Here is a 24,175-nt window from a genome sequence, read left to right as displayed (position 1 = left end):
CGCCGGATAGATGAAAGCAAGCCAAACACGCATCAAAAACAGTATTGCAGAAAAGGGGGTAACCATAGATGTAGGAGCGAGGCTTGCCCGCGAAGGCGGTAGATCAGGCGCCACGTGAGACCCAGGCTAGCCGCAATCGCCCATTCGCCGTAGCATCGCGCCATTGTTTAGCCGAGGTGCCTTATGCTGATTCCCCACGACCAACTTGAAGTCGACACGCTGACCCGCCTGATCGAGGATTTCGTGACCCGCGACGGCACGGACAACGGCGATGACACACCGCTGGAAACCCGCGTGCTGCGCGTTCGTCAGGCATTGACCAAGGGCCAGGCGTTGATCGTCTTCGATCCGGAAAGCGAACAATGCCAATTGATGCTCAAGCACGACGTGCCCAAGCATCTGTTCGACTGAGACCTTTAACGGGCTTTGGCTTTGGCCTGTTTGATCTGGATGCGCTCATAGACTTCGGCGCGATGTACGTTGACCTCCTGCGGCGCTTCGACACCGAAGCGCACGCTGCTTCCGTTGACGGCGAGAACCCGCACGGAAATGTTGTCACCAATGGAAATCAACTCGCCCACAACGCGACTCAGTACAAGCATGGCCTTCATCCTTCAGGGTTACCGGCCCTTGAAGATGCCCGGCGCACAGCGGGTCTTCAATGCAACGGCAGCAAAACAGTCTTGCCCTACAACCCAAAAGGCTTTGCCCTGACGGACGTGTCTGACAACTGGTTGAATGAAGGGCTGATTCTTCAGGAAGCGGAAAAGCGCGGGCCAAACAGAATGACGCCCGCCCCCATCACACACAACGCCATGCCAATCCAGTCCGAGCCCAGCGGACGAATCCGCTCGACCACCGCCAGCCAACCGATTGACGCAATGATGTAGATGCCACCGTAGGCGGCGTAGGCGCGGCCGGCGTAGCTTGCTTCGACCCGGGTCAGCAGCACCGCGAACAGGATCAGGCTGACCAGCGCCGGGACGATCCATAAAGCGCTTTTACCCTGGCGCAACCACATCCAGAAGGCGAAGCAGCCGGCGATTTCGAACAGCGCGGCGAGGAAAAACCACAGGTAATTGAGCATGCAAATGTCTCGTGAGGATGACCGGTTGCGGCCACCCTAACGACGGTCTTGCGCACGGGCAAGTTCAGCCTGCGGATTGTTTGGCCTTGGCGCGCATTTTGTCAGCCATGACGGTCATTTCGTTGTAGAGCAATTGCGGATCTTTCTGTTTGATCGCCCAGGCCATGCGGCCCTGCTCGTGAGGCAGAATCAGGAATTGGCCGACGGCGACTTGCTGATAGATGTAATCGGCAATATCGGCAGCGGTGATCGGCGAGCTTTCCAGCAACTTGCCGACCTGGGCTTTCATGGCTGGAGTCGGGCCGCGAAAAGAGTCCAGCAAGTTGGTCTGGAAGAATGACGGGCAGACCACATGCACGCTGACTTGCTCATGGGCCAGTTCGATCAACAGACTTTCGGACAACGCCACCACACCCGCCTTGGCCACGTTGTAGTTGCTCATGGCCGGGCCTTGCATCAGTGCGGCCATCGAGGCGATGTTGATGATCTTGCCTTTGCTCTTCTCCAGCAGTGGCAGGAAGGCCTTGCAACCCTTGACCACACCCATCAGGTTGATTGCGATCTGCCAGTCCCAGTCTTCCAGCGACAATTCACTGAAGAAACCGCCAGAGGCTACGCCGGCGTTGTTAACGATGACATCGATGCCGCCGAACTTCTCTTCACAGGCTTGGGCGAATGCCGTCAGTTGGCTGTAGTCGCGCACATCACAACGCTGAATGAAACCATCACCGCCGGCTTCGCGAACCCGCTTCAGGGTTTCTTGCAGGCCGGGTTCACTGACATCCGACAAGGCCAGCTGCCAGCCTTCACGCGCCCAGCGCAGCGCGATTTCGCGACCCAGGCCTGAGCCCGCGCCAGTGATCATCATGCGATTTTGCATAGCAAACAGCCTTGTTGTTCCGGGGAAGATGCACCGAGTGTAGCGAAGGATAATGCGCGACCCACGCTCCATCAGATTGCTGAATGGCCAGCGATGAACCACGGCGCGGTCCGGTTGTTTCAACTTTGAGACGCAATAAAAGAAATAAACGTACTTGCCAAATACATTAAAAAAACCTGGAATTTTTCTTCATATCCATGAGTCGGATTTTGTAAGCAGCTAGGATTAATACAAGTCCTGCTGATGGCTCAAACGCCAGGTCAAATCCACAACCAACAAGGAAATAGACATGGGCACAATTCTTATCATTATTCTTATCCTGTTGCTGTTAGGTGGTCTGCCGGTCTTCCCATACTCCAGAAGTTGGGGTTACGGCCCGTCCGGTATCATCGGCGTGGTGTTGGTGGTGCTATTGATCCTGCTGCTGCTTGGCAAGATATAAAGGTTTTGCCGGCAAAAAAAAGAGGCCCTGCGAAGGGCCTCTTTTTTATTGCACCGAAACTTAATCCGGCTTGCCGTCAACGACACCGGCGGTGTTATCAATCAGGCTTTTGGTAGCCGTCTGGATGAACGACTCGAGCTTTTGCTTGAGCGCCGCTTCGTCAGCCGATGCCGGGATCACTTCACCTTTGGGATTGGCGCCCAGTTCATATTGATACAACTTCGGCGGCATTTCCTTGGGCAATACCAGCACACGATCCCCGGTGAGCAATGCAACCGTCTGATCGCTGCCCGACGGCTTGATCACGCCAAAACCCTTGTCGTCTTCCGGCAGGTTCAACAAGTCTCGACCCCAGCATTGATGAGCCACCTCTCCACCAATACGGCCCATGATGGTCGGCACGATGTCGATCTGGGTGCCGACGGTGTGGTCGACCTGGCCGAATTTTTCCTGGACGCCCGGTCCGATCAGCAACATTGGAACGTTGAAGCGACCCAAGTCCATTTCAGTGATCTGCTGTTCGTTGCCAAAACCGTGGTCGCCGACCACTACAAACAGGGTTTCCTTGAAATACGGCTCTTTGCGGGCCTGTTCGAAGAATTGACCCAACGCCCAGTCGGAGTAGCGCATGGCGGTCAAGTGGTCGTTGAGGCTGCCGCGATCGGTCACAGGCTTCACCGGCAATGGCGTCGGCAAAGCGTACGGCGTGTGGTTGGACAGCGTTTGCAGCAAGGCATAGAACGGTTTCTTGTCCTTGCCATCACGGGCCTTCAACTCTTCCAGGCCACGGTTGAACATGTCCTGGTCGGACACGCCCCAGGTTGCATCGGAAAACACCGGGTTGACGAAGTCATTACGCCCGATGAAGGTGGTCATGCCCTGGTTGCTGAAGAAGCCCGACTGGTTGTCCCAGGCGAAGTCGCCGTTGTAGACGTACACATCATCGTAGTCCCGGGCGCTGAGCAATTGCGGCAGGCCGGACAGTTTGTGACTGCCTTCGGGTGTCTGCATCAGGTATTCGAAACCCGGCAAGTTCGGGAAGCAGGCCATGGTGGCGAACATGCCCTGGTGGGTATGGGTGCCGTTGGAGAAGAAACGATCGAACAACAGGCCTTCTTTCGACAGTTTGTCGAAGTACGGCGTGATGTCACCCGGACGACCCAGGGCGCCCACCGAGTGACCGGCGAAGCTTTCCATCAGGATCACCACGACGTTCTTGATCGGCAGTGTCTTGTTGGTGTCGGGGCTGAAATTGCGACGCACCGCGGCGGTCTCGGTATCGATCAGCTTGTCACTTGGGGTCAACAACAAATCGCGCACAGTCTGCTGGGCCTGAGGCTGTGGCAATGTGGCCTTCCAGACATTGTCGCGATGTTCGGACAGCCGGCTTTTGGCCGCTGCAATCAACGACAGCGTGCCATTGAGGCCCAACTGATTGGCGAAGTTCGAATCGGTGGTGTAAACGTCACCCCAACGCATTGGCGGCCCTTGACGCAGGGTGCCACGCGCAGCGACCACGCAAATCAGCAGGCAGACCAGGAACACCGCGCCACGCGTATACCACGGAGCAACCTGTCGCGTACTGATGCTGCCACCGCTGAACGGCCCGCGAGGACGCGTGGCACGGTCGGCGCCCTTGAACGCAAGCGTCAGAATCAAGGTGCCCACGCCCCACGCCAGCAGGTAGCGAACCACCGGAAAACCGTACCAGAGCATGCTCATCACGGTTTTCGGGTCTTCCTTCACGTACTGGAAGACCAGACCGTTGAGGCGCTGGTGGAACTCGCGGTAAAAGTCCATCTCCATCAGGCCGAGGAACAGCGCGATGCTTGAGACAACGGTCAGCCACAGCCGGAAAAACCCGCGGGCGGCCATCGCCCTGGCGCTGAACAATGCCAGCAGCAGCGGAATGCTGAGGTAAACCACCAGACGCAAGTCGAAACGCAGGCCGTTGGCGAACGCTTCCAGAAAGGTCGAAGCCGGTGTATCGAGGATCATCGAGCTGTTGTAGACCAGCAGCGCCACGCGCAGCAGGCTCAACATGACCATCATGATCACCGCACACATTAGCGTGTAGGCCAGATGCGATTTGACGGTCGGTTGCAGCAGGCGACTAGAAGCTCGCTGCTGACTCAGGGCGTCCGGGTTTGCCATGTCGTTTCAGGACCCATTGGAAGTTGAAGTTTCAAAAAATACAGCGGCGCCTTGCCTGAGGCTGGTCGGTTAACTGGGATTGCGTTTAACTGACCGGCACCCGCTGTCTTGCCCTCTGTTGGCCACCTTCGGCCCCGGGGCTTGCGCGGTGCGCAAATGTTGCACGATCAACCGCGGATTACCATGGATTACTGGCCCACGGCCCCCGAGTGTCGCTTGCAGCGTTGTGGGACAAGAGGCGTGGCGTAAAGTTGCGCAGGCTTACGGGTTGGCCGCGGGCGAATTGTCTTGGAGGCTTTGTGAAAATTTCGTTCAACGCATATCCAGAAACAAAATAAAGCCCCCGCCAGTCCCTATGAAAAGAGTACGCAGTTACTTCTCGGCGCGTTCTTTCAGGGCTTTGAGGGTATTGAACGGCGCGTCGACCACAAACTTGTTGGCCAACCACGACGGCACGCTGCCACCGGGTTCGGTATGGGCCTGATAAGTCACTTCGACTTGATCGCCTTTAGGCACGAGCTTCCACAACCCTTTGACCTGAGCGACCCGAACAAAACCTTTTTCTTGCGCAAAGTACTGGGGCTGCCCTTCCAGCTCACGGGTCAGACTGCCATCGGCGCCTTCAACGGTGGTGATATGCAACACGGAGTCGCGAGGGGTGACCGGCCAAGGGGTATTGAACTGGGTGTAGGTCCAGCTCTGGTTACCTTCATGTTTAAGCAACTTCTGAGTCTTGCACTCGTGAATCCATGCACAGGCACCCGGCACGTCTTCCTGCAATGCACGCAGTTTGGCCATGGTGGTCTTCATGACGGTCACGCCACGGTATGCCTTGTATTGGGAACCGGCCACTTCACTCAACGATACCTTGATGCCCTGTTCTTCCTTGGCGGTTTTCCATTCTTCGGCCTGGGCCGTGGAGGCCAGTAGAACCGTCAAACCACACAGCACAGCCATACGATGCAGCGAACCCATAGTCTTTTCCTTATTGTTGAAGTTCCATTCGTCTAACACATCACGCGGCCGTCATTTGCTCCCACCAGCCCAGCAACTTGATCGCTTCGTCGCTGCTGCTTCCGCAGACTTCGACATCGGCTTCAAATGCCGAACACACCGCAGGACGCTCCGGCTTGCCGAAAATGCTGCACAGGTTATCGGCAGACAGCTGGACGCAACGTTCTCCGGCGGCTTTGCCATTGGGCATGCCGGGGATCGGCGAACTGATGGAAGGGGCAATGCAACAGGCGCCACAGCCTTCACGGCATCTCATGACGACAAGCTCCTCGCGACGGGTAAAGGGACGTGGCACAGAGTAACGGCTAAAACGGCTGTTTAAAATTACCTGAGCCCGGGTTTTTTCATTCAAACGAAGGTGACCGACCAGTCTCCGACAAAGCGTCTGGTCCACGGGTCACGATGGGGAGGAAATTACTGCTTGAACTCGAATTCCAGCGCCGCGCCTTCAACTTCCCGCCGCTCTTCATTGCGCAGTTGCAGCTGCATTTCGTTGCTGAGCAGGCGACCGTTGAGCTGGAACGGGCTGCTCTTGTCGCCAAACATTTGTGGCAACAGCGTATCGCGTGGGGGCAAGGTGACCGTGCCGACCGGTTTCAGTTCTTCGACCATGTCCTTGGGCAGGCTCAAGTCGAGATCTGCCGAAGGGAGCCTGGTTTTCACGACCTCACTGGCCGGTTTCGACTTGGCGGCAATGGGGGAACGCTTCTTTACCGCTGCTGCCTTCTTTTTGGCCGGCGCAGCTTTTTTGACCGGTGCGGCTTTTTTGACCGGTGCCGCTTTTTTCGCAGGGGTACTGGCTGTGGGTTTTTCCTGAACGGAAGCCGCCATGACGCCTTCCGGGTGACAGGTCATTAGCAGGCAGATCAACAACCAGATGGCAGGAAAAATCGGCTTCATGGACCCAACGGCGTGAACGGCAGAAGTCTGTATGCTCGCCTGTTGGAGACGACAAGACAAGCGGGCCGTTCACCACTGCCCGACCGGTCAAAAACCGCTTGCCGTCTCCTGACAAAGTTGCGTCGCCAGCAACCCCAGCGTCATCAATGCACGCTCGGCCTCGCGGTTCCAGGGGATGCCACAATTCAGGCGAATGCAGTGATTGAACTGCTCGGTATTACTGAAAATCAGCCCCGGCGCAATGCTGATGCCCTGCTGCAACGCCCGCACATGCAGTTCTTGCGTATTCACCCGCCCCGGCAGGCTGACCCACAGAATGAAGCCGCCGGTGGGCCGGGTCATCTGCGTACCTTCCGGGAAGTACTGCTGCACCGCCAATTGAAAAGCGCTGAGGTTCTTGCGGTACTCCTGACGGATGTAACGCAAATGCCGGTCGTAGCCACCGTTTTCCAGATAGGCCGCGATACCCATTTGCGTGACGCTGCAGGCCGAATGGGTGCTGAAAGTCTGCAAACGCTGGATTTCCTGCTGGTACTTGCCGGCTATCATCCAGCCGATGCGCACACCGGGCGAGAGGGTTTTGGAGAAGCTGGAGCAATAGATCACCCGATCCAGCCGGTCGTAGGCCTTGAGCGATTTGGTGCGCCCCTGCTCGAACATCAGTTCGCCGTAAATGTCGTCTTCGACGACCTGGATATCGAAATCCGAGGCCAGGCGCAGCAATTGTTTCTGCCGCTCTTCGGGCATGGTGCCGCCCAGGGGATTGCTCAGGCGCGTGGTCAGCACCAGCGCCTTGATCGACCACTGGTTGGCCGCCAGTTGCAGGGCTTCAAGACTCATGCCGGTGGCTGGATCGCTGGGAATTTCGATGACTTTGAGCCCTAGCAGGTCGGCCAGTTGCAGCAAACCGTAATAGGTTGGCGACTCGGCGGCGATCAGGTCACCCGGTCGGGTCAACACGCGCAAGGACATTTGCAGCGCATCGACGCAGCCGTGGGTGATCACCACTTCCGACGGGTCGACCACCACGCCGGCGTCGCGCATGCGGATCGCCACTTGCCGACGCAAGGGCTCGAAACCGGGGCTGAACATGTAGCTGAACGCCCGCGGACTATGGAAACGGGTGACTTTGGCCAGTTGCTGATGCAGCGCCCGCACTGGCAGATAGTCAACGCTCGGTACCGCGGCGCCCAACGGGAAGACGCCTTCGCGGCGCGATTCGACCAGGACTTGCTGAATAATGCTGCTGCGGGTGACAAGGCCTGGTCGTTCGACCCGGGCGATATCCGGGGTTGGCGCCGTGAGCGCCGGCGTCTGGTGCACGTAGTAACCGGATTGCGGCCGGGCTCGGATCAGCCCCTGATCTTCAAGGTTGGCATAGGCCTGCAACACCGTTGCATGGCTGACGTTGAGCTGCGAGCTCATCTTGCGCACCGAAGGCACGCGCTCCCCTGGCTGGTAAACACCGCGGCGGATGTCTTCGGCCAGCTGCTGAGCAATACGTTGGTAAAGCAAGAGATTGGTCATGACGCAGCACTCGATTTCACGGGCATTTTATTCTTGTGTGAAACAATACCGGAACAGTTTGGAAGTGTACTGGGACAGTTATCACAATAGTCGACCGTACAGTGCATTGTCAGCAAAAACTGTACTGTTTTTTGGCAGGCGTTAAGGATTCGGCAGGCACAAAAAAACCCGGCGCTGCTGACAGGCCGGGCTTTCCAGTAACGCAGCCCTTTAGCGGGCGGCGCCGAGCTGGCCTTTTTCGTCGGAGAACACAATTTCTACCCGACGGTTCTGCGCACGACCACGCTCTGAGGCGTTTGCATCTACCGGGTATTCATCGCCGTAGCCTTCGACCTTGATACGTTTGTCGTCGATACCCAGGTCCATCAACACATCCGCCACCGATTGCGCACGGTCGCGGGACAGCTTGAGGTTTTCCTGTTTACCGCCAGTGCTGTCGGTATAGCCCTCGATCCGCACCACTCGCTTGGGGTTGAGCTGCAAAAACTGGACGATCTTCAGCACCACACGGTTTGCCGAGCTTTTCAGCTCTGCTTCACCGGTATCGAACAGCACATCGCCCAAGGTCATCACCAGACCCCGGTCGGTTTGGGTAGTGGCCAACGCCACGATCTGCTCTTCGAGCCACTTGCCCTGTTGCTGCACGCTGAGCAACTTGGACTCACGCAGGGCCAATTGCAGGCGCTGACGCTCGAGTTCGAGCTTCGCCGCGCGTTCCTCGTTGAGCACTTGATTGGTGTGTTCCCGGGCGATTTCGCTGTAGCGCCGGCTCAGGTAGGCGTAATGCACAACGTCCGAACCGCTGCCCCAGTAGCTGGACAGACGATCGGCCCGGGCCAGCGACTCGCCGGCGCGGATCACGTCCTTGGGCGCAATGCGCAGCACATTGGAGTCTTCCTTGACCTTCTGAAAGTCAGTGCCCGCCTGCTGGATTGCGGCTTCGCTGTGTTGACCGGCGCAGCCATAAAGGCTTGCACAACCGGCCAGAATCAAGCCGCCGAGTGCTTTGGTTTTCAGGCTCATTGGGCATCTCCCAGTTGCTTGCGCAAACGAGTGATGCGGGTATTGAGCACGTTCAACTGCTCCTCACTCTTGAGGGTCAGAACCCGGGCTTCGGCCAGACGCGCGTCCAGCTCGGCCTGCTCGGCCCGCATGCGCGCATGCTTGAAGGACTGGTCGGCCATGTTGCCCTTGGCCCGCTTGAACTTGTCTTCAGCCAGTTTCAGCTCCGGCACTTCGTCGGCGGTAGCACCCACGGCCTTCGCTTGTTCAAGGGCTTGCTCGGTCAAGCGTATTTGTTCATTCGGCGCCGGATCGGCTGCACAACCCGCCAGAGCCAGAACGGCCAGGGCAGCGAAAAGAGGTCGAATACTCACTAAGAATCCCTACTGTTTTGGGGTACTGACAGGTTGTGGCTGCGGTTGTGAGCGCTGTGCCTTCCAACGCTCGATATTGCGCAGCAGCGCAGCTTCTGTCAGTCCGGACGCGGGCAATTCTGTCATCTTTTTGGCCAGCTGTCCGCGCAACCAAGGATCGTTGCAGGCAGAGTTATGGGAAACCGCAAGATACAGGCCCGGTTTATCGATGGGGACTGGGTGGGCCATCAAGTCATTGGCCATCCCCAGCGTTTGCACCATGGCCATGCCCGAATAGCGGCCGGCGAGAACAAATTCCACCTCGTTCAACAGCAATTTCTGAAAGGCCTGGGTCAGATTGGGCGTACGCAACAGGGTCAATTGCTGTTCGGCAAAAATACCGAATGCGGGGGTTATACGAGCCTTTTCCGACAACGCGCCAGAATGACCGCGAAGGTCCTGGGCTTCGTTGTAGACCAGTAACGAATCGTTGCGAGTCCAGACCAGGTAATCGTTCTCCAACAGCGGTGGATGGACGTAATCCAGATTTTCCAGCTCACTGACCAACAACGGCGCATCGGCCAGCATGTCCATTCGTCCGCTGCGCACTTCCTCCAGGGCCTGGGAGCGTTTACCTGCGTAAAGCAGCTCGACCTTGATGCCCAACTCCCCCGCCACGTGCTGCAACAGATCAGCGCTGGCGCCCATCAGATGCCTGGGGTTTTGCGGGTCTTGCCACAGGTACGGCGGCGCGTCCGGGCTGCCGGTCACTACCAGGCGCTCGCATTTGCCCGCAGCTATGGACAGCCCCGGCAACAGCGTCAGGCCCAGCAGCAGTGACCAGCCACACACGTGGCGTAAATCCATGGCGAAACACCCCTCAAAAAACAAAAAAAAAGCCCGACCAAAAGGTCGGGCTCTTTATAAGTCAAGCCGCCGGATTAGACCAGCTTCTCGAGCTCGGGGATGGCTTCGAACAAATCCGCCACCAGGCCGTAATCGGCCACCTGGAAGATCGGCGCTTCTTCGTCCTTGTTGATCGCCACGATCACTTTGGAGTCTTTCATGCCGGCCAGGTGCTGGATCGCGCCGGAGATACCGACGGCGATGTACAGCTGTGGCGCAACGATCTTGCCGGTCTGACCGACCTGCATGTCGTTGGGTACGAAACCTGCGTCGACCGCTGCGCGGGAAGCGCCGACGGCAGCGCCCAGCTTGTCGGCCAAGGCGTACAGGTGCTTGAAGTTGTCGCCGTTCTGCATGCCGCGACCGCCGGAAACGACGATCTTGGCAGCGGTCAGTTCCGGACGATCGGACTTGGCCAGTTCTTCGCCAACGAAGCTCGAAGTGCCAGCGTCGTGAGCAGCCGCAACGGCCTCAACAGCCGCCGAACCACCTTCAGCGGCAACCGGATCGAAACCGGTGGCACGCACGGTGATCACTTTGACCGCCGCGTTCGATTGAACGGTAGCAATGGCGTTACCGGCGTAGATCGGACGCTTGAAGGTGTCAGCGCTTTCGACCGAGATGATCTCGGAGATCTGGTCAACGTCCAGCTGCGCGGCAACGCGTGGCAGGATGTTTTTGCCGTTGGAAGTCGCAGCAGCCAGGATGTGGCTGTAGCCCTTGCCCAACTCGGCTACCAGCGGAGCAACGTTTTCCGGCAGTTGATGAGCGTAGGCAGCGTTGTCGGCTGTCAGCACTTTGGATACGCCAGCAATTTTTGCAGCGGCTTCAGCTACGGGACCAGCGCCCTGACCTGCAACCAGAACGTGGATATCACCACCGATCTTGGCGGCAGCAGCCACAGTGTTCAGCGTGGCCGGGGCCAGCACTTTGTTGTCGTGTTCAGCAATAACCAAGATAGTCATTTAGATTACCTTCGCTTCGTTCTTGAGTTTTTCAACCAGTTCAGCCACCGACTTGACCTTGATACCCGCGCTGCGTGCAGCCGGCGCTTCGACTTTCAGGGTCTTGTTGGTGGAGGCGGTGGAAACGCCCAAAGCGTCCGGAGTCAGCACTTCGAGAGGCTTCTTCTTGGCTTTCATGATGTTTGGCAGAGACGCGTAGCGCGGCTCGTTCAAACGCAGGTCGGTGGTGACGATGGCCGGCAGTTTCAGGGAAACCGTCTGCGCGCCGCCGTCGATTTCGCGGGTCACGGCAACGCTGTCGCCGGACACTTCGACTTTAGAGGCGAAGGTACCCTGACCGTAGCCGCTCAATGCCGCGAGCATCTGGCCAGTCTGGTTGTTGTCGCTGTCGATGGCTTGTTTGCCGAGGATCACCAGCTGAGGCTGTTCCTTGTCGACAACGGCCTTCAACAGTTTGGCAACGGCCAGGGAAGTCAGATCTTCTGCGGATTCGACGAGGATGGCGCGGTCGGCACCCAGAGCCAGCGCGGTGCGCAGTTGCTCCTGAGCGGTGGACGGGCCGATGGAGACGACGACGATTTCAGTCGCAACGCCTTTCTCTTTCAGGCGTACGGCTTCTTCCACTGCGATTTCGCAGAACGGGTTCATCGACATCTTGACGTTGGCGAGGTCGACGCCGGAATTGTCCGCCTTGACACGAACCTTGACGTTGTAATCCACAACGCGTTTGACAGCTACAAGAACCTTCATGGATTCCTCGTTACTCTCCGGTGAAAAGAAAGTCGCCTAGGCGAACCTGGCGGTTGATGCTCATCGGCGCAAGGGCACCTCTAAAAACGCTGGCAGGTGTAAAGGGTGAACCTTGCTCACGAGGCGGATAACCGTTCGTCAGTGGTGACTGACGAGTCATTCATTATCGTGGCGTGTAAACTGCGCGAAAAACCTGCGCGGCGCATCACCTTGTACTGCCATCGCCCTGTCTTTAGAGGTGCTCTTGAAACCAACAGTAAGCCTACGGCGAGCGCAAAACCGCCCGTATCTTGACCGGAACGCCTATTCCGGTCAATACGGCAAAATGACCACTCATAAGCCGCGGTGACTTTGATTTATCTGGCTTTGAGCCAATTCAAACAAACGTTTGTATTGGACGCTAGGAGTGGTGTAGATATAATGCGCCACCTAGAGAGAAAGGTGGATCATCCATTGTCCCTTCCGGCTTGCCGGAGGAAATAATGGATGCAACGCCAAACCTCCAATTAGAAAAAAAACTGTTGAGCCTTGAGTAGGAGATAGCCTGTGGAACGCGAATACATGGAATTCGACGTGGTCATCGTCGGTGCCGGCCCCGCTGGCTTGTCTGCCGCCTGCCGCTTGAAGCAGAAGGCCGCCGAAGCCGGTAAGGAAATCAGCGTCTGCGTGGTCGAAAAAGGCTCCGAAGTCGGTGCTCATATCCTGTCCGGTGCCGTGTTCGAACCACGCGCCCTGAACGAACTGTTCCCGGACTGGAAAGAACTCGGCGCGCCGCTGAATACGCCCGTCACACGCGATGACATCTTCGTTCTGAAAAACGCCGACAGCGCGCAGAAGATTCCTGACTTTTTTGTGCCCAAGACCATGCACAACGAAGGCAACTACATCATTTCCCTGGGCAATCTGTGCCGCTGGCTGGCTCAGCAGGCCGAGAACCTGGGCGTGGAAATCTACCCGGGCTTCGCTGCCCAGGAAGCCCTGTTCGACGAGAACGGCGTGGTTCGCGGGATCATCACCGGTGATCTGGGCGTTGACCGCGAAGGCAATCCGAAAGAAGGCCTGTACACCCCGGGCATGGAACTGCGTGCCAAGTACACGCTGTTCGCCGAAGGTTGCCGCGGCCACATCGGCAAGCAACTGATCAAGCGCTTCAACCTCGACAGCGAAGCCGACGCCCAGCACTACGGCATCGGCCTGAAAGAAATCTGGGAAATCGACCCGGCCAAGCATCAGCCAGGCCTGGTGGTTCACACTGCCGGTTGGCCGCTGGACATCATGGGCACCGAAAACACCGGAGGCTCGTTCCTCTATCACCTGGAAAACAACCAGGTGGTGGTCGGTCTGATCGTCGATCTTTCCTACAGCAACACCTTCCTTTCGCCGTTCGATGAGTTCCAGCGCCTCAAGCATCACCCGGTGCTCAAGCAATACCTGGAAGGTGGCAAGCGCATCAGCTACGGCGCACGCGCTATCTCCAAAGGCGGCTTGAACTCGCTGCCGAAGATGGTCTTCAAGGGCGGCGCACTGATCGGTTGCGACCTTGGCACCCTGAACTTTGCCAAGATCAAAGGCAGTCACACCGCAATGAAGTCCGGCATGCTCGCCGCTGATGCCGTGGCCGATGCGCTGTTCGCTGACCTGGACGGCACGCAAGAGCTGACCCCTTACGTCGACGCCTTCAAGAAGAGCTGGCTCTACGACGAACTGTTCGCCAGCCGCAACTTCGGCCCGGCTATTCACAAGTTCGGCGCCATCGTTGGCGGCGGTTTCAACTGGCTCGATCAGAACATCTTCGGCGGTAAACTGCCGTTGACCTTGCACGACACCAAGCCGGATTACGCTTGCCTGAAACTGGCGGCCGACTGCAAGAAAATCGATTACCCGAAACCGGACGGCAAGATCAGCTTCGACAAACTCAGCTCGGTGTTCATCTCGGGTACCAACCATGAAGAAGAACAGCCTTGCCACTTGAAGCTGACCGATCCAAGCATTCCGATCGCCAAAAACCTGCCGATGTACGATGAGCCCGCCCAGCGTTACTGCCCGGCCGGCGTGTACGAAGTGGTGACCAAGGAAGACGGCGAAAAGCGCTTCCAGATCAATGCCCAGAACTGCGTTCACTGCAAGACCTGCGACATCAAGGACCCTGCACAGAACATCACCTGGGTGGCGCCGGAAGGGGCTGGCGGCCCGACTTACCCGAACATGTAAGTTCAATTGCTGAACATCAAGGCTCCCGATACGGGGGCCTTTTTGTTGCCCGCAATCTTGTGGGAGCGGGCTTGCCCGCGATGAGGATTTATCATTCAACATTGAAGTCGACTGACCCACCGTAATCGCGGGCAAGCCCGCTCCCACAGGGATTCATGGTGTATCAAGCGACGCGCTCATCCCCCGGATTACGTTCGAAGTAGCGCTTGTACTCACGGCTGAACTGCGACGTGCTCTGATACCCCACCCGATGCGCCACCTGAGCCACACCCAAGCCTTCGCCCACCAACAACTGCTGGGCCCTGAGCAAGCGCAAACGCTTCAAATATTGCACCGGCGACAACAACGTGCAGCGCTTGAAATGCTCATGAAATGTCGACGCGCTCATGTTCGCGCAACTGGCCAGGGTCTCGACATTCAGCGGCTCGGTGTAATGCCCATGCAGATGACTCAGGGACGCCGCGATCCGGGCGAACTGCCCCTGTTGTTCCACCAGCGCCCGCAACACATCGGCTTGCGGCCCGCGCAACGCCACGAACAACAATTCACGCAAGCGCGCCGGGCCCATGATCTGGCATTCCAGCGGATCGTGCAGGCAGCGCAACAACCGCTCCACACAACCGCGCATAGCATCGTCGAGCACTGCCGAAGTCATGGACTCGGGCGTCTGCGCGGGAACGGTGCGCCCCGGCGACAGCCCCATGGCCAGCACCAACTCACCCAGCATTACCCGGTCGATGGCGATGGAAACGCCCAGCATCGGGCCATCCGGCGCCGAAAACGTCTCGCACTCGAAGGGCACCGGCAACGCCTGAATCAAGTAATGCCCGGCACCGTATTCAAGCGTACGCGGGCCCAGATACGCCAATTTGCTGCCTTGGGCGATGATGACCAGGCTCGGCTCGTAGATTTGCGGGCCGCGGGCGACATCACAATTGGCGCGCAAAACCTGCACCCCAGGCAATGCGGTGGGCGCGAAACCATCGCGAAGGGTCAGCGGCTGGATCAGCGAAACCAGCGTGGCGTTGGCATCGAGATGACGGGTCAACAACATGAGGGAGCTCTTCAAAAGAAGTCGCGAAAAAAGTCGCAAAAAAGGGATGAAAGCATCATCGCAGGTCTGCACGCCAATGCGACCAATCAACGATGCATGCCGGAGGATTAGGCATGACACCCGGAGGAATCGCCATGGCCGGTCACCCGTGCGGCGCCCAGAATGGCTCGCCTCACCTGTCACCGCTTTTGCGAGGTTCACCATGTACACCGCCATCGGATACGCCGCTCAGTCAGCCACCACTCCCCTCGCCCCAATGAAATTCGAACGCCGCAGCCCACGGGCCGACGACGTTGCGATCGACATTCTCTACTGCGGTGTCTGCCATTCCGACATCCATCAGGCACGCAACGAGTGGGGCATTGCTGTTTACCCGCTGATGCCCGGCCATGAGATCGTCGGAAAAGTCACCGCCATCGGTGCGAACGTTACCCAACACAAAGTCGGCGATCTGGTCGGAGTCGGTTGCATGGTCGACTCATGCCGTCACTGCGAAGCCTGCCAGGCGGATCTGGAGCAATACTGCCTGGAAGGTCCGACCATGACGTATGCCACCCCGGACCGGGTCGATGGCAGCAACACCATGGGCGGTTACTCCGACAGCATCGTGGTCAGCGAGCACTTTGTCGTGCGTATCCCGGAGAAACTCGACCCGGCCAGCGCCGCGCCCATTCTGTGCGCCGGCATCACCACTTATTCGCCGCTCAAGCACTACGGCGTCAAGGCCGGTGACAAGGTCGGGATTCTCGGCATGGGTGGCCTCGGCCACATGGGCATCAAGTTCGCCAAGGCGATGGGCGCTGAGGTGACGTTATTCACCCGTTCGGCGAGCAAGGCTGAAGAAGGTCGTCGTCAAGGCGCGGACCACGTGATCGTGTCCACCGATGCCGAGCAGATGAAAGCCGCCGCAGGACATTTCGACTTCCTGCTGGACACCATTCCGGTGCAGCACGACCTCAATCCCTACCTCGATACCTTGCGTTTCGACGGCGTACACATTCTGGTGGGCTTGATTGAACCGATCGAGCCACCGGTGCACGCTGCCAAACTGGTATTGGGTCGTCGCGTGTTGGCCGGATCCCTGATCGGCGGCATCGCCGAAACCCAGGAAGTGCTGGATTTCTGCGCCGAACACGGCATTACCTGCGACATCGAAATGCTCGACATCCGCCAGATCAACGAGGCTTACACCCGCATGATTGCCGGTGACGTGAAGTACCGCTTCGTGATCGACATGGCGACGCTGAAGGTTTAAACCTTCAAGCCAAGCTCCGCCGACAGCCGGGCTGTGACCCCTTTGATCAGGGGAATCAGCTCGGCCATTTTTTCCAGTGGCATGTACGGCACGGTGCTGGCGATGCTGATACCGGCGACGATGCGCTTGCTGGCATCGCGAATCGGTGCCGCCACGCAGCGGATCGACGGTTCGTTGTCTTCCAGGTCGAAGGCGTACCCGCCAGCCACGTACTCGATCATGCGCTGCTGGAACTGCTCCCAGGATTGCTCCGGGTGCTGCGGCCAGAACTGGTTTTTCCCACCCACCGGCAAGCTGATTTCGTACAGCCGTTGCCATTCTTCCTGGGTGTCATCGAGCATCAGCGCCTTACCGATCCCGGTACGCGCCAATGGCATGCGATGACCGACCCGCGAACGCATTTCCGGACCGTTGCGCCCCGGATTCTTGTGCAGGTACAGCACCTCATCGCCCTCACGAATCGCCAGGTGAATGGTGTCGCCGGTCAGCGCCGATAACTCATCCAGATACGGCCCGGCCAGTGTGACTAGCGGCAGCTCTTCACGTGCCTGGAAACCCAGCTCGATCAGTTTCGGCCCCAGCAGATAACCGACTTGCGGCACCACCCGCAAATAACGCTCATCCACCAGGCAACTGGCCAGACGATGAGTGGTGCTGCGTGTTGTGCCGATCAGCCGGGCGATTTCCTTGAGATCGCGAGCGCCACTGGCGACGGCCTGAACCACACCCAGGCCACGAAGCAGTGTCTGGGTGCCGGTCGGCGCGGCGTCCTTGGCGATTTTTGGGGCATCTTCCTGCATATCCAGCCTTTACCGTTGAGCGAGTGAACGGACGGCATTATGGTCGCCCCAAGGCCGCGACTACAACTTGATACGCTCGACCTTGCCCACCAGCAACACGTAGGAAAGCGCCCCCAACAACGCCAGAACCGAGATATAGGTTATCGCCGGGGCAAACGAATCGCCGGAAGCGAGGAAGCCGATGACGATCGGCGTGGTAATCGCTGCCAGGTTGCCGATGAAATTGAACACCCCACCGGTCAATCCAAGCAAACGCGCCGGGGCCAGGGTCGATACCAGCGACCAGGTGATCGAGGCCAGGCCATTGCCGAAGAAGGCCAGCGCGAGGAAGGCAATCACCAGTGGCGTCGATTCGACGAAATTGGCGCCGATGATCGAGGTGGAAATCAGCAAGCCACCAATGATCGGCAACTTGCGGGCGAAACCCACCGTGTAACCGCGCCGGATCAAAAAGTCCGAGAAAAAGCCCGAACACAGCACGCCGACGAAGGCCGCCAGAAACGGTAGCGACGCCAGCAAGCCCGACTTGATGAAGTCCATGCCGCGATATTTCACCAGGTAGGTCGGGAACCACGTCAGAAAAAACCACAACGTCGAATTGAGGCAGAACTGACCGAGGTAAATGCCCCACAACTTGCGTTTGCTCAGGACAATCCCGAGGTCGATCCAGCTGAATTTCGCCTTGGCCTTCGCGGCTTCAGCCTGGATATCCACCAGCCCGCCGCCCTCGCGAATCAGCTCGATCTCAGCGTCATTGGCGCCCTTGAAATCCCGGGGCTCGCGATACACCGCGTACCAGATCACCGCCCAAATGATGCCCACCGCGCCGGTGCTGATAAACACCATGTGCCAGCCATATTGATGTTGCAGCCATGCAAGTACCGGCGTCAGGAACGCCAGCCCGACGAACTGCCCTGAGGTGTAGAAACCGATGGCGGTGGCGCGTTCACGCTCGGGGAACCAGGTCGTCACCACACGGCTGTTGATCGGGTACGCCGGTGCTTCCAGCGCGCCGACGGCCATGCGCAGCACGAACAGCGCGATGAAACTGGCAGCGAAGCCAAGCATCACCGTGGCCATCGACCACAGCAGCAATGCGACGCTATACAGGATGCGCGGCGGCACCCGGTCCACCAGCCAGCCGCCGGGGATCTGCATGGCGGCGTAGGTCCAGCCGAACGCGGAAAAGATCAGCCCGACATGGATCGGATCGATGCCCAGATCACTGGTCAGCGCCGGGGCGGCAATGGACAGGTTGCTGCGGTCCAGATAGTTGATCACCACCGTGATGAACAACAGGACCATGATGAAAAAACGCTTGCGGCTCGGCGTCACCAACGACGCCTGCCCGGTGAGGGTTTGCGGTTGCATGGGGGGTGCCTCTTTTTATGTTTATTGAGGTCAATGGACGAAACGCAACAAAATCTGTAGGAGCGCGGCTTGCCCGCGAAGGCGTCAGTGGGAACGCCGATGAGAATCAAGCAGACCGAGGCGTGGCCTTCGCGGGCAAGCCTCGCTCCTACAAGGACGGTGTCAAATCACCACTCGGCAAAGCTGCCATCGGCATGGCGCCAGATCGGGTTGCGCCAGCGGTGGCCGACGGCGGCGCGTTCGATCACGTATTGCTCGTTGATCTCGATACCCAGGCCCGGGCCGTTAGGGATCTTCACGAAGCCTTTGTCGTAATCGAATACCCGTGGATCTTTCACATAATCGAGCAGGTCATTGCTCTCGTTGTAATGGATGCCCAGGCTCTGTTCCTGGATGAACGCGTTGTAGCAAACCGCGTCCAGTTGCAGGCATGCCGCCAGGGCAATCGGGCCCAACGGGCAATGCAGCGCCAGTGCCACGTCGTACGCTTCGGCCATGTTGGCGATCTTGCGGGTTTCGGTGATGCCGCCAGCGTGGGAAGCATCCGGCTGGATGATGTCGACGTAGCCTTCGCTGAGCACCCGCTTGAAATCCCAGCGCGAGAACAACCGCTCGCCGAGGGCAATCGGTGTACTGGTCAGCGGTGCCAGTTCTTTCAGCGCTTCGTAGTTTTCGCTGAGTACCGGCTCTTCGATGAACATCAGTTTGTACGGGTCGAGTTCCTTCATCAGCACTTTGGCCATGGGCTTGTGCACCCGACCATGGAAGTCCACGCCGATGCCGACATTCGGGCCGACCGCATCGCGGACGGCGGCGACGTTGGCAAGCGCGAGGTCGACCTTGTCGAAGGAATCGAGAAATTGCAGCTCTTCGGTGCCGTTCATTTTCACCGCCGTGAAACCACGGCTCACCGCTTCTTTCGCAGCGCGTGCGGTGTCCGCCGGGCGATCACCACCGATCCACGAATAAACGCGAATCTTGTCCCGCACCTGACCACCCAACAGATCGCTGACCGACACACCCAGAGCCTTGCCCTTGATGTCCCACAACGCCTGGTCGATGCCGGCCAGAGCGCTCATGTGGATCGCGCCGCCTCGGTAAAAACCGCCACGGTAAAGCACGGTCCAGATGTCTTCGATGTTGCGTGGGTCTTTGCCGATCAGGTAGTCGGACAATTCCTCAACCGCTGCAGCGACCGTGTGCGCGCGGCCTTCGACCACGGGCTCACCCCAACCGGTCACGCCCTCGTCGGTTTCGACCTTGAGGAAGCACCAGCGCGGCGGAACGATGAAGGTAGTGAGTTTGGTGATTTTCATCTATTGCCTCTCTTATTAGATGCAGCGCTCGCAGCGCCAAGAAGTCTTACTGCAATGCATTCCAGGCAGCGACATACGCCTTGGCGTTCACTGCGACCTGTTCAGGTGTCATGCCCGGTTTGAACAACCCGGAACCGAGGCCGAAACCTTTGACCCCGGCCTCGATAAACACCGGCATGTTGTCTGGCGTAATCCCGCCCACCGGCACCAGCACCGTCCCTGCCGGCAACACCGCCAGCCAGGCTTTCACAACGGCGGGGCCCATCTGTTCGGCCGGGAACATCTTCAGCACATCCGCGCCCTCGGCCAATGCAGCAAAGGCTTCGGTTGGCGTCGCCACGCCCGGTGACAGGAACAGCCCCGCCGCTTTCGCCGCGCGCAACACCTTGGCATCGCTGTGAGGCATGACGATCACTTGGCCGCCCGCCGCTTTCACTTGCTCGACCTGTTGCGGCGTCAACACCGTGCCCGCACCGATCAGGCAATCGGCGGGCAAGCTACTGCGCAGGATGCGGATACTTTCGTACGGCTCGGGGGAGTTAAGCGGCACTTCGATGACGCGAAATCCCGCCGAATACAGGACTTCGCCGACGGCTGCCGCTTCCTGCGGGCGCAGGCCACGCAGGATTGCGATCAGTCCGTTTTGTGCCAGTGCTTGCTTGAGCATGTCAGACCTCCAGTCAGGTTTAACGGGATGGGGGCGTGGTGATCAGTCCGGCGGCGAGCGCCAACTGCCACAACCCGCGTTCGGTGGCCTGCTCGGCCAGGGTCACCCGGGCAAAACCGCAGGCGTCGAGCGCACGGCTGTAGCGGGCACAGAGTTGGGCGTTACCGATGAGGATGATCGACGGCAGATGAACGCTGTTGCGCCGACACCGCTGAACGTTGGCCAGCGCCGCCAGTTCATGACCGATCAGCAAGCCCGACAGGTAGTCCGGTTGCGCCGTGGCGCTCAGTTCACCGGTCAGCCCCAGACTGCGGGCACTGAACAACGTCGACAGCGGCCCGATCTCGCCGTCCGCCGACAGGGCCACCCGCACGCCACGATCAAATGCTTCGCCATCAAAAGAGGCGCCGCGCTGCTGAGTGCGCCCCAGAATGCTGTGTTCGCTGAGAACGGCGAAGATTTCGCCGGTCATGAACGTATCGAAATGCACGATGCAGCCGTCGGCCACTTCCACCCATTTCGAATGGCTGCCCGGCAAGCCGATCAACAGATCGTTGTCCGCCCCGCCCGGCAGATTCTGCAACGCGCCGAGAACCTGGGTTTCCTCGCCGCGCATCACGTTCGGCAAGCGCGAACGCTGAATCACGCCCGGCACGATGTGCACCTCGATACCGCGAAGACTGCGAACGGTTTGTAGGGAAGTTCCGAGATTGGCGACGTTCGCCGGCGTGTCGCAGTAGGCCGCTTCACGCCAGCCCTGAGCACTGCCGACCATGCCGCAAGCAATCACCGGCAAATCGGGCTGCGCATCGAGCCAGTCACCGCACGCTTCATCGAAGGCCAATTCAAAACCGTCGGCACATGCCTGACCGGCGATGGTTCGCGGCGTCTTGGGCAGCTGCATGATGCCGGACGACAGCGCACGCTGTTCCAGCACCTGGCCACCGAAGCCGAGTTTGTAAGCACGTAATGAGGTTGTCCCCCAATCGAGCGCGATCAATTGCGCCAGCATCGCTTCACCTGTTTTGGTTTTTGGCAGTGAGTGAGCTGGACTATAAACCTGGACGCACGAAAATCTCAATATATAAATATCAATCCCACATATTGAGACAACACAAAAAAAAGATCGCAGCCTTCGGCAGTTCCTACAGATCGATGTACGACGCAATAGCGCGGTCGAACACAATCTGTGAGCTGCCGAAGGCTGCGATCTTTCAGGGAATCAATTGCCCTCGGCAAAATCCCTTAACACCGCCCCATCCATCCGATACCGCACCCACTCTTCTTGCGGCTGTGCGCCGAGGGATTTGTAGAAGTCGATCGCCGGTTTGTTCCAGTCCAGCACGCTCCATTCGAAACGGCCACAGTCATTGGCGCAGGCGATCTTTGCCAGGTGGCGCAGCAAGGTTTTACCCGCGCCGCCGCCTCGTTGTTCGGGGGTGATGTAGAGGTCTTCGAGGTACAGGCAGTTGCTGCCCAACCAGGTGGAATAACTGAAAAAGAACACTGCAAAGCCGATCGGCAGGCCATCGCGCAGGCAAATCAGGCCATGGGCGGTGGCGCCTTCGCTGAACAGGCTACGCTCGATGTCGGCGACGCTGGCGATGACTTCGTGGCGGGCACGTTCGAAGTCCGCCAGTTCAGTGATGAACGCGAGGATTTGCGGAGCATCGCTGGGGGTTGCCGGGCGGATTTCGATCGTCATGGACGTACCTTGTCAAAAGTTGAAAACGCCATACTAAGTCCGCGCGCGGCGCTCGTCACATTTGAAATGGTGGAGCGGGGTTTTGGGGCTATTGTCGATACGTTAAGAAATCACAATCGCAACATACTCTATGTAGCAGCTGCCGAGCCTGCGAGGCTGCGTTCGGCTGCGAAGCAGTCGTAAAACCAGGCATTGCGGTGCTTCAGACAAACCGCGCCAGCCGGATTCACGACTGCTTCGCAGTCGAACGCAGCCTCGCAGGCTCGGCAGCTGCTACGGATCGCATTTACGGCTTAACTTACTGGGATTGGGGCAAGCCCCAAGTCACAAAAGTGTTCCCACACTAAAGGACTTTTATGACCACTGCCGCTTTCGCACCGCTGCACACTCTGGCTTATGAATTGCTGCCCCACGCGCTGGAACCTGGCGAGGATGGCGCCCATGATCTGTCGCACTTGCAGCGGGTGTGGCACAACGTACGCACGCTTCATGCCGAAGAAGGCGGTGATCTTGAGGTGCTGCTGGCCGCTGTGCTGTTGCACGATTGCGTGGCGGTGGAGAAGAACTCGCCGCTGCGCTCACAGGCATCACGACTGGCGGCGCAGAAAGCTTCGACCGTACTGACAGCCCTGAACTGGCCTGACGCAAAAATCACGGCTGTCGTTCACGCCATAGAAGCCCACAGCTTCAGCGCCAACATCGCGCCCATCACCCTCGAAGCGAAAATCATCCAGGACGCCGATCGCCTGGACTCCCTTGGCATGCTCGGCGTGGCCCGCACCTTCTACACCGCCGGGCGCATGGGCAGTGCGTTGTATGACCCTTTGGACCCGGAGGCAAAAGAACGGGACTATGACGACAAGCGCTTTTGCCTCGATCATTTCCAGACCAAGTTGCTGCATTTGGCGGACGGTTTCCAAACGGTTACCGGTCAACGTCTGGCACAGATTCGCCACCAACGCCTGAAGGGTTTCATGAAGCTGTTCAAGGAAGAAATCGGCGTCGATCAATAAGTCCGGGTGGCACCGCTCGTCGTTCATCAGGCACCAATCCAGGTCAGCGAGGACCAATATCGGGTAAGGATTCTAATCAACGGAGACGACACCATGACCACGTCCCGACTGACCGCCCTCGCTCTTACCACGCTGCTTTGCTCTGTCGCATTCGCCGCGACCAGCACTTCCGGGGGCGACCCGAACGATCCACTCCAAAGCTCTGAATCTGCGACCACCAATGGCATGGACAGCGGCCGCTCTCCTTCTCCGACGGACACAGACCCACGGATTTATCACGACGACGCGGACGCTCAGAGCGGGATGGAGACACCCGGCCCCCAGACTCCCGACAACGCCGGAACCGGCATCGGCTCGAAAACCACCACCGGAGGCTCGGGTTCCGAAGGCCTTGGCACCCGTCCATAAGTTCGCCCATGCGAGCCACGTGCAGTACCTGTCGAACCTGACGAAGAGGTAACCATGAACGATGATGAAAACCTGGAAAAAGAAGTCCTGACCCGCCTGCTACACGCCCACCCAAGTGGCTTGGGCAAGGAGGTTCTGGACAATTACCGGGGGGAGAAAACCGTGGCCAGCGCCCTCGCCACTCTGCAAGATCGCGGCTTGATTCAGCACGGTCATGTGACCCGCAACGAAGCGGGTGAGCACTCGCTGAATTTGCCGATCAAACTCAGCGCCGCAGGGGTGGAAGCGGCGCGCAAGCTGGATGTCTAACCGATAGGCGCTGCAACAGGCGCGTCTTTCGCCTGTGCATGTTTGAAGAGCAAAAGTTCGCAGGCTTTGCCAGCGCCGACAACCAG

General features: G+C 58.7%; 27 protein-coding genes. 7 read left to right on the top strand and 20 right to left on the bottom strand.

What is annotated here, in order from left to right:
• Positions 1-183 precede the first annotated feature (183 nt).
• Positions 184-411: a YheU family protein gene (locus FHW68_RS20155; RefSeq protein WP_003199186.1), complete on the top strand. Its 228-nt coding sequence runs from the start codon at positions 184-186 to the stop codon at positions 409-411.
• A gap of 5 nt (positions 412-416) precedes the next feature.
• On the opposite strand, the gene csrA is transcribed toward FHW68_RS20155, so the two are convergent.
• The 3 genes from csrA to FHW68_RS20140 all read right to left on the bottom strand — a co-directional run bounded on the left by csrA (position 417) and on the right by FHW68_RS20140 (position 1,967).
• Positions 417-602: a carbon storage regulator CsrA gene (gene csrA / locus FHW68_RS20150; RefSeq protein WP_095634945.1), complete on the bottom strand. Its 186-nt coding sequence runs from the start codon at positions 600-602 to the stop codon at positions 417-419.
• 152 nt (positions 603-754) lie between these two features.
• A complete protein-coding gene (locus tag FHW68_RS20145; protein ID WP_095634944.1) occupies positions 755-1,087 on the bottom strand; it encodes a YnfA family protein in 333 nt (110 codons plus the stop codon).
• Between the two features lie 64 nt (positions 1,088-1,151).
• Positions 1,152-1,967 (bottom strand): SDR family oxidoreductase, encoded by an 816-nt coding sequence (locus tag FHW68_RS20140; protein ID WP_095634943.1) that lies wholly within the window; start codon positions 1,965-1,967, stop codon positions 1,152-1,154.
• Positions 1,968-2,250: 283 nt separating this feature from the next.
• Here FHW68_RS20140 and FHW68_RS20135 point away from each other — a divergent pair, with 283 nt between their 5' ends.
• A complete protein-coding gene (locus FHW68_RS20135; protein ID WP_177319020.1) occupies positions 2,251-2,409 on the top strand; it encodes a DUF3309 family protein in 159 nt (52 codons plus the stop codon).
• A 60-nt stretch (positions 2,410-2,469) separates the two neighbouring features.
• Here FHW68_RS20135 and FHW68_RS20130 read toward each other — a convergent pair whose 3' ends face one another.
• The 10 genes from FHW68_RS20130 to FHW68_RS20085 form a co-directional block, all read right to left on the bottom strand.
• Entirely contained in the window at positions 2,470-4,563 is a 2,094-nt protein-coding gene (locus FHW68_RS20130; RefSeq protein WP_183682622.1) for an LTA synthase family protein, read from the bottom strand.
• Between the two features lie 372 nt (positions 4,564-4,935).
• A complete protein-coding gene (locus FHW68_RS20125) occupies positions 4,936-5,538 on the bottom strand; it encodes an START domain-containing protein (protein ID WP_095634941.1) in 603 nt (200 codons plus the stop codon).
• Positions 5,539-5,578: 40 nt separating this feature from the next.
• Positions 5,579-5,833, bottom strand: a complete 255-nt coding sequence (locus tag FHW68_RS20120; protein ID WP_019582607.1) for a YkgJ family cysteine cluster protein — start codon at positions 5,831-5,833, stop codon at positions 5,579-5,581.
• A gap of 158 nt (positions 5,834-5,991) precedes the next feature.
• Positions 5,992-6,477 (bottom strand): translation initiation factor 2, encoded by a 486-nt coding sequence (locus tag FHW68_RS20115; protein ID WP_095634940.1) that lies wholly within the window; start codon positions 6,475-6,477, stop codon positions 5,992-5,994.
• A gap of 87 nt (positions 6,478-6,564) precedes the next feature.
• Positions 6,565-8,004: a PLP-dependent aminotransferase family protein gene (locus FHW68_RS20110; RefSeq protein ID WP_007903895.1), complete on the bottom strand. Its 1,440-nt coding sequence runs from the start codon at positions 8,002-8,004 to the stop codon at positions 6,565-6,567.
• Positions 8,005-8,214: 210 nt separating this feature from the next.
• The gene (locus FHW68_RS20105) at positions 8,215-9,027 is read right to left on the bottom strand and encodes an OmpA family protein (RefSeq protein WP_095634939.1); all 813 of its coding nucleotides are present in this window, start codon (positions 9,025-9,027) and stop codon (positions 8,215-8,217) included.
• Complete coding sequence (locus tag FHW68_RS20100) at positions 9,024-9,380, bottom strand: DUF4398 domain-containing protein (protein ID WP_095634938.1); 357 nt, start codon at positions 9,378-9,380, stop codon at positions 9,024-9,026. The genes FHW68_RS20105 and FHW68_RS20100 overlap by 4 nt, the downstream gene beginning before the upstream one ends.
• 9 nt (positions 9,381-9,389) lie before the next feature.
• Positions 9,390-10,226, bottom strand: coding sequence for an ABC transporter substrate-binding protein (locus tag FHW68_RS20095; RefSeq protein WP_183682619.1), 837 nt, complete (start codon positions 10,224-10,226; stop codon positions 9,390-9,392).
• A 74-nt stretch (positions 10,227-10,300) separates the two neighbouring features.
• Positions 10,301-11,230 (bottom strand): electron transfer flavoprotein subunit alpha/FixB family protein, encoded by a 930-nt coding sequence (locus FHW68_RS20090; RefSeq protein WP_095634936.1) that lies wholly within the window; start codon positions 11,228-11,230, stop codon positions 10,301-10,303.
• On the bottom strand, positions 11,231-11,980 hold the full coding sequence (locus FHW68_RS20085; RefSeq protein ID WP_003226982.1) for an electron transfer flavoprotein subunit beta/FixA family protein: 750 nt from the start codon (positions 11,978-11,980) through the stop codon (positions 11,231-11,233).
• 546 nt (positions 11,981-12,526) lie between these two features.
• On the opposite strand from FHW68_RS20085, the gene FHW68_RS20080 reads away from it, so the two are divergent.
• Positions 12,527-14,191, top strand: coding sequence for an electron transfer flavoprotein-ubiquinone oxidoreductase (locus FHW68_RS20080; RefSeq protein ID WP_095634935.1), 1,665 nt, complete (start codon positions 12,527-12,529; stop codon positions 14,189-14,191).
• A gap of 163 nt (positions 14,192-14,354) precedes the next feature.
• Here the strand turns inward: FHW68_RS20080 and FHW68_RS20075 are convergent, their stop codons facing one another.
• Positions 14,355-15,245 carry an AraC family transcriptional regulator gene (locus FHW68_RS20075; protein ID WP_095634934.1) on the bottom strand — a complete coding sequence of 297 codons (891 nt, stop codon included), beginning with the start codon at positions 15,243-15,245 and terminating at the stop codon, positions 14,355-14,357.
• Between the two features lie 202 nt (positions 15,246-15,447).
• Here FHW68_RS20075 and FHW68_RS20070 point away from each other — a divergent pair, with 202 nt between their 5' ends.
• Positions 15,448-16,500 carry an NAD(P)-dependent alcohol dehydrogenase gene (locus tag FHW68_RS20070; RefSeq protein WP_183682616.1) on the top strand — a complete coding sequence of 351 codons (1,053 nt, stop codon included), beginning with the start codon at positions 15,448-15,450 and terminating at the stop codon, positions 16,498-16,500.
• Here the strand turns inward: FHW68_RS20070 and FHW68_RS20065 are convergent.
• From FHW68_RS20065 to FHW68_RS20040, 6 genes are all read right to left on the bottom strand, one after another.
• On the bottom strand, positions 16,497-17,300 hold the full coding sequence (locus tag FHW68_RS20065; protein WP_008012044.1) for an IclR family transcriptional regulator: 804 nt from the start codon (positions 17,298-17,300) through the stop codon (positions 16,497-16,499). The genes FHW68_RS20070 and FHW68_RS20065 overlap by 4 nt on opposite strands.
• A 60-nt stretch (positions 17,301-17,360) precedes the next feature.
• Positions 17,361-18,671, bottom strand: a complete 1,311-nt coding sequence (locus FHW68_RS20060; RefSeq protein WP_183682612.1) for an MFS transporter — start codon at positions 18,669-18,671, stop codon at positions 17,361-17,363.
• 167 nt (positions 18,672-18,838) lie between these two features.
• Complete coding sequence (gene dgoD / locus FHW68_RS20055) at positions 18,839-19,987, bottom strand: galactonate dehydratase (protein ID WP_095634931.1); 1,149 nt, start codon at positions 19,985-19,987, stop codon at positions 18,839-18,841.
• Between the two features lie 46 nt (positions 19,988-20,033).
• Complete coding sequence (locus tag FHW68_RS20050) at positions 20,034-20,654, bottom strand: 2-dehydro-3-deoxy-6-phosphogalactonate aldolase (RefSeq protein ID WP_095634930.1); 621 nt, start codon at positions 20,652-20,654, stop codon at positions 20,034-20,036.
• Between the two features lie 19 nt (positions 20,655-20,673).
• Complete coding sequence (locus FHW68_RS20045; protein ID WP_183682609.1) at positions 20,674-21,666, bottom strand: 2-dehydro-3-deoxygalactonokinase; 993 nt, start codon at positions 21,664-21,666, stop codon at positions 20,674-20,676.
• A gap of 210 nt (positions 21,667-21,876) precedes the next feature.
• The gene (locus FHW68_RS20040; RefSeq protein ID WP_095634928.1) at positions 21,877-22,359 is read right to left on the bottom strand and encodes a GNAT family N-acetyltransferase; all 483 of its coding nucleotides are present in this window, start codon (positions 22,357-22,359) and stop codon (positions 21,877-21,879) included.
• Between the two features lie 356 nt (positions 22,360-22,715).
• Between FHW68_RS20040 and FHW68_RS20035 the strand changes: the two genes are divergently transcribed.
• The 3 genes from FHW68_RS20035 to FHW68_RS20030 all read left to right on the top strand — a co-directional run bounded on the left by FHW68_RS20035 (position 22,716) and on the right by FHW68_RS20030 (position 24,089).
• Positions 22,716-23,372, top strand: a complete 657-nt coding sequence (locus tag FHW68_RS20035; RefSeq protein ID WP_095634927.1) for an HD domain-containing protein — start codon at positions 22,716-22,718, stop codon at positions 23,370-23,372.
• A gap of 93 nt (positions 23,373-23,465) precedes the next feature.
• Positions 23,466-23,780 carry a hypothetical protein gene (locus FHW68_RS27335; RefSeq protein WP_260296721.1) on the top strand — a complete coding sequence of 105 codons (315 nt, stop codon included), beginning with the start codon at positions 23,466-23,468 and terminating at the stop codon, positions 23,778-23,780.
• A gap of 54 nt (positions 23,781-23,834) precedes the next feature.
• Positions 23,835-24,089, top strand: coding sequence for a hypothetical protein (locus FHW68_RS20030; protein ID WP_095634926.1), 255 nt, complete (start codon positions 23,835-23,837; stop codon positions 24,087-24,089).
• Positions 24,090-24,175 lie beyond the last annotated feature (86 nt).

The sequence above is a fragment of the Pseudomonas sp. Tn43 genome (assembly GCF_014192635.1).
In the GTDB taxonomy this organism is placed as follows: Bacteria; Pseudomonadota; Gammaproteobacteria; order Pseudomonadales; family Pseudomonadaceae; genus Aquipseudomonas.
The sequence above is the reverse complement of the archived record's forward strand: the minus strand, read 5'-3'. Positions and strand labels throughout refer to the sequence as shown.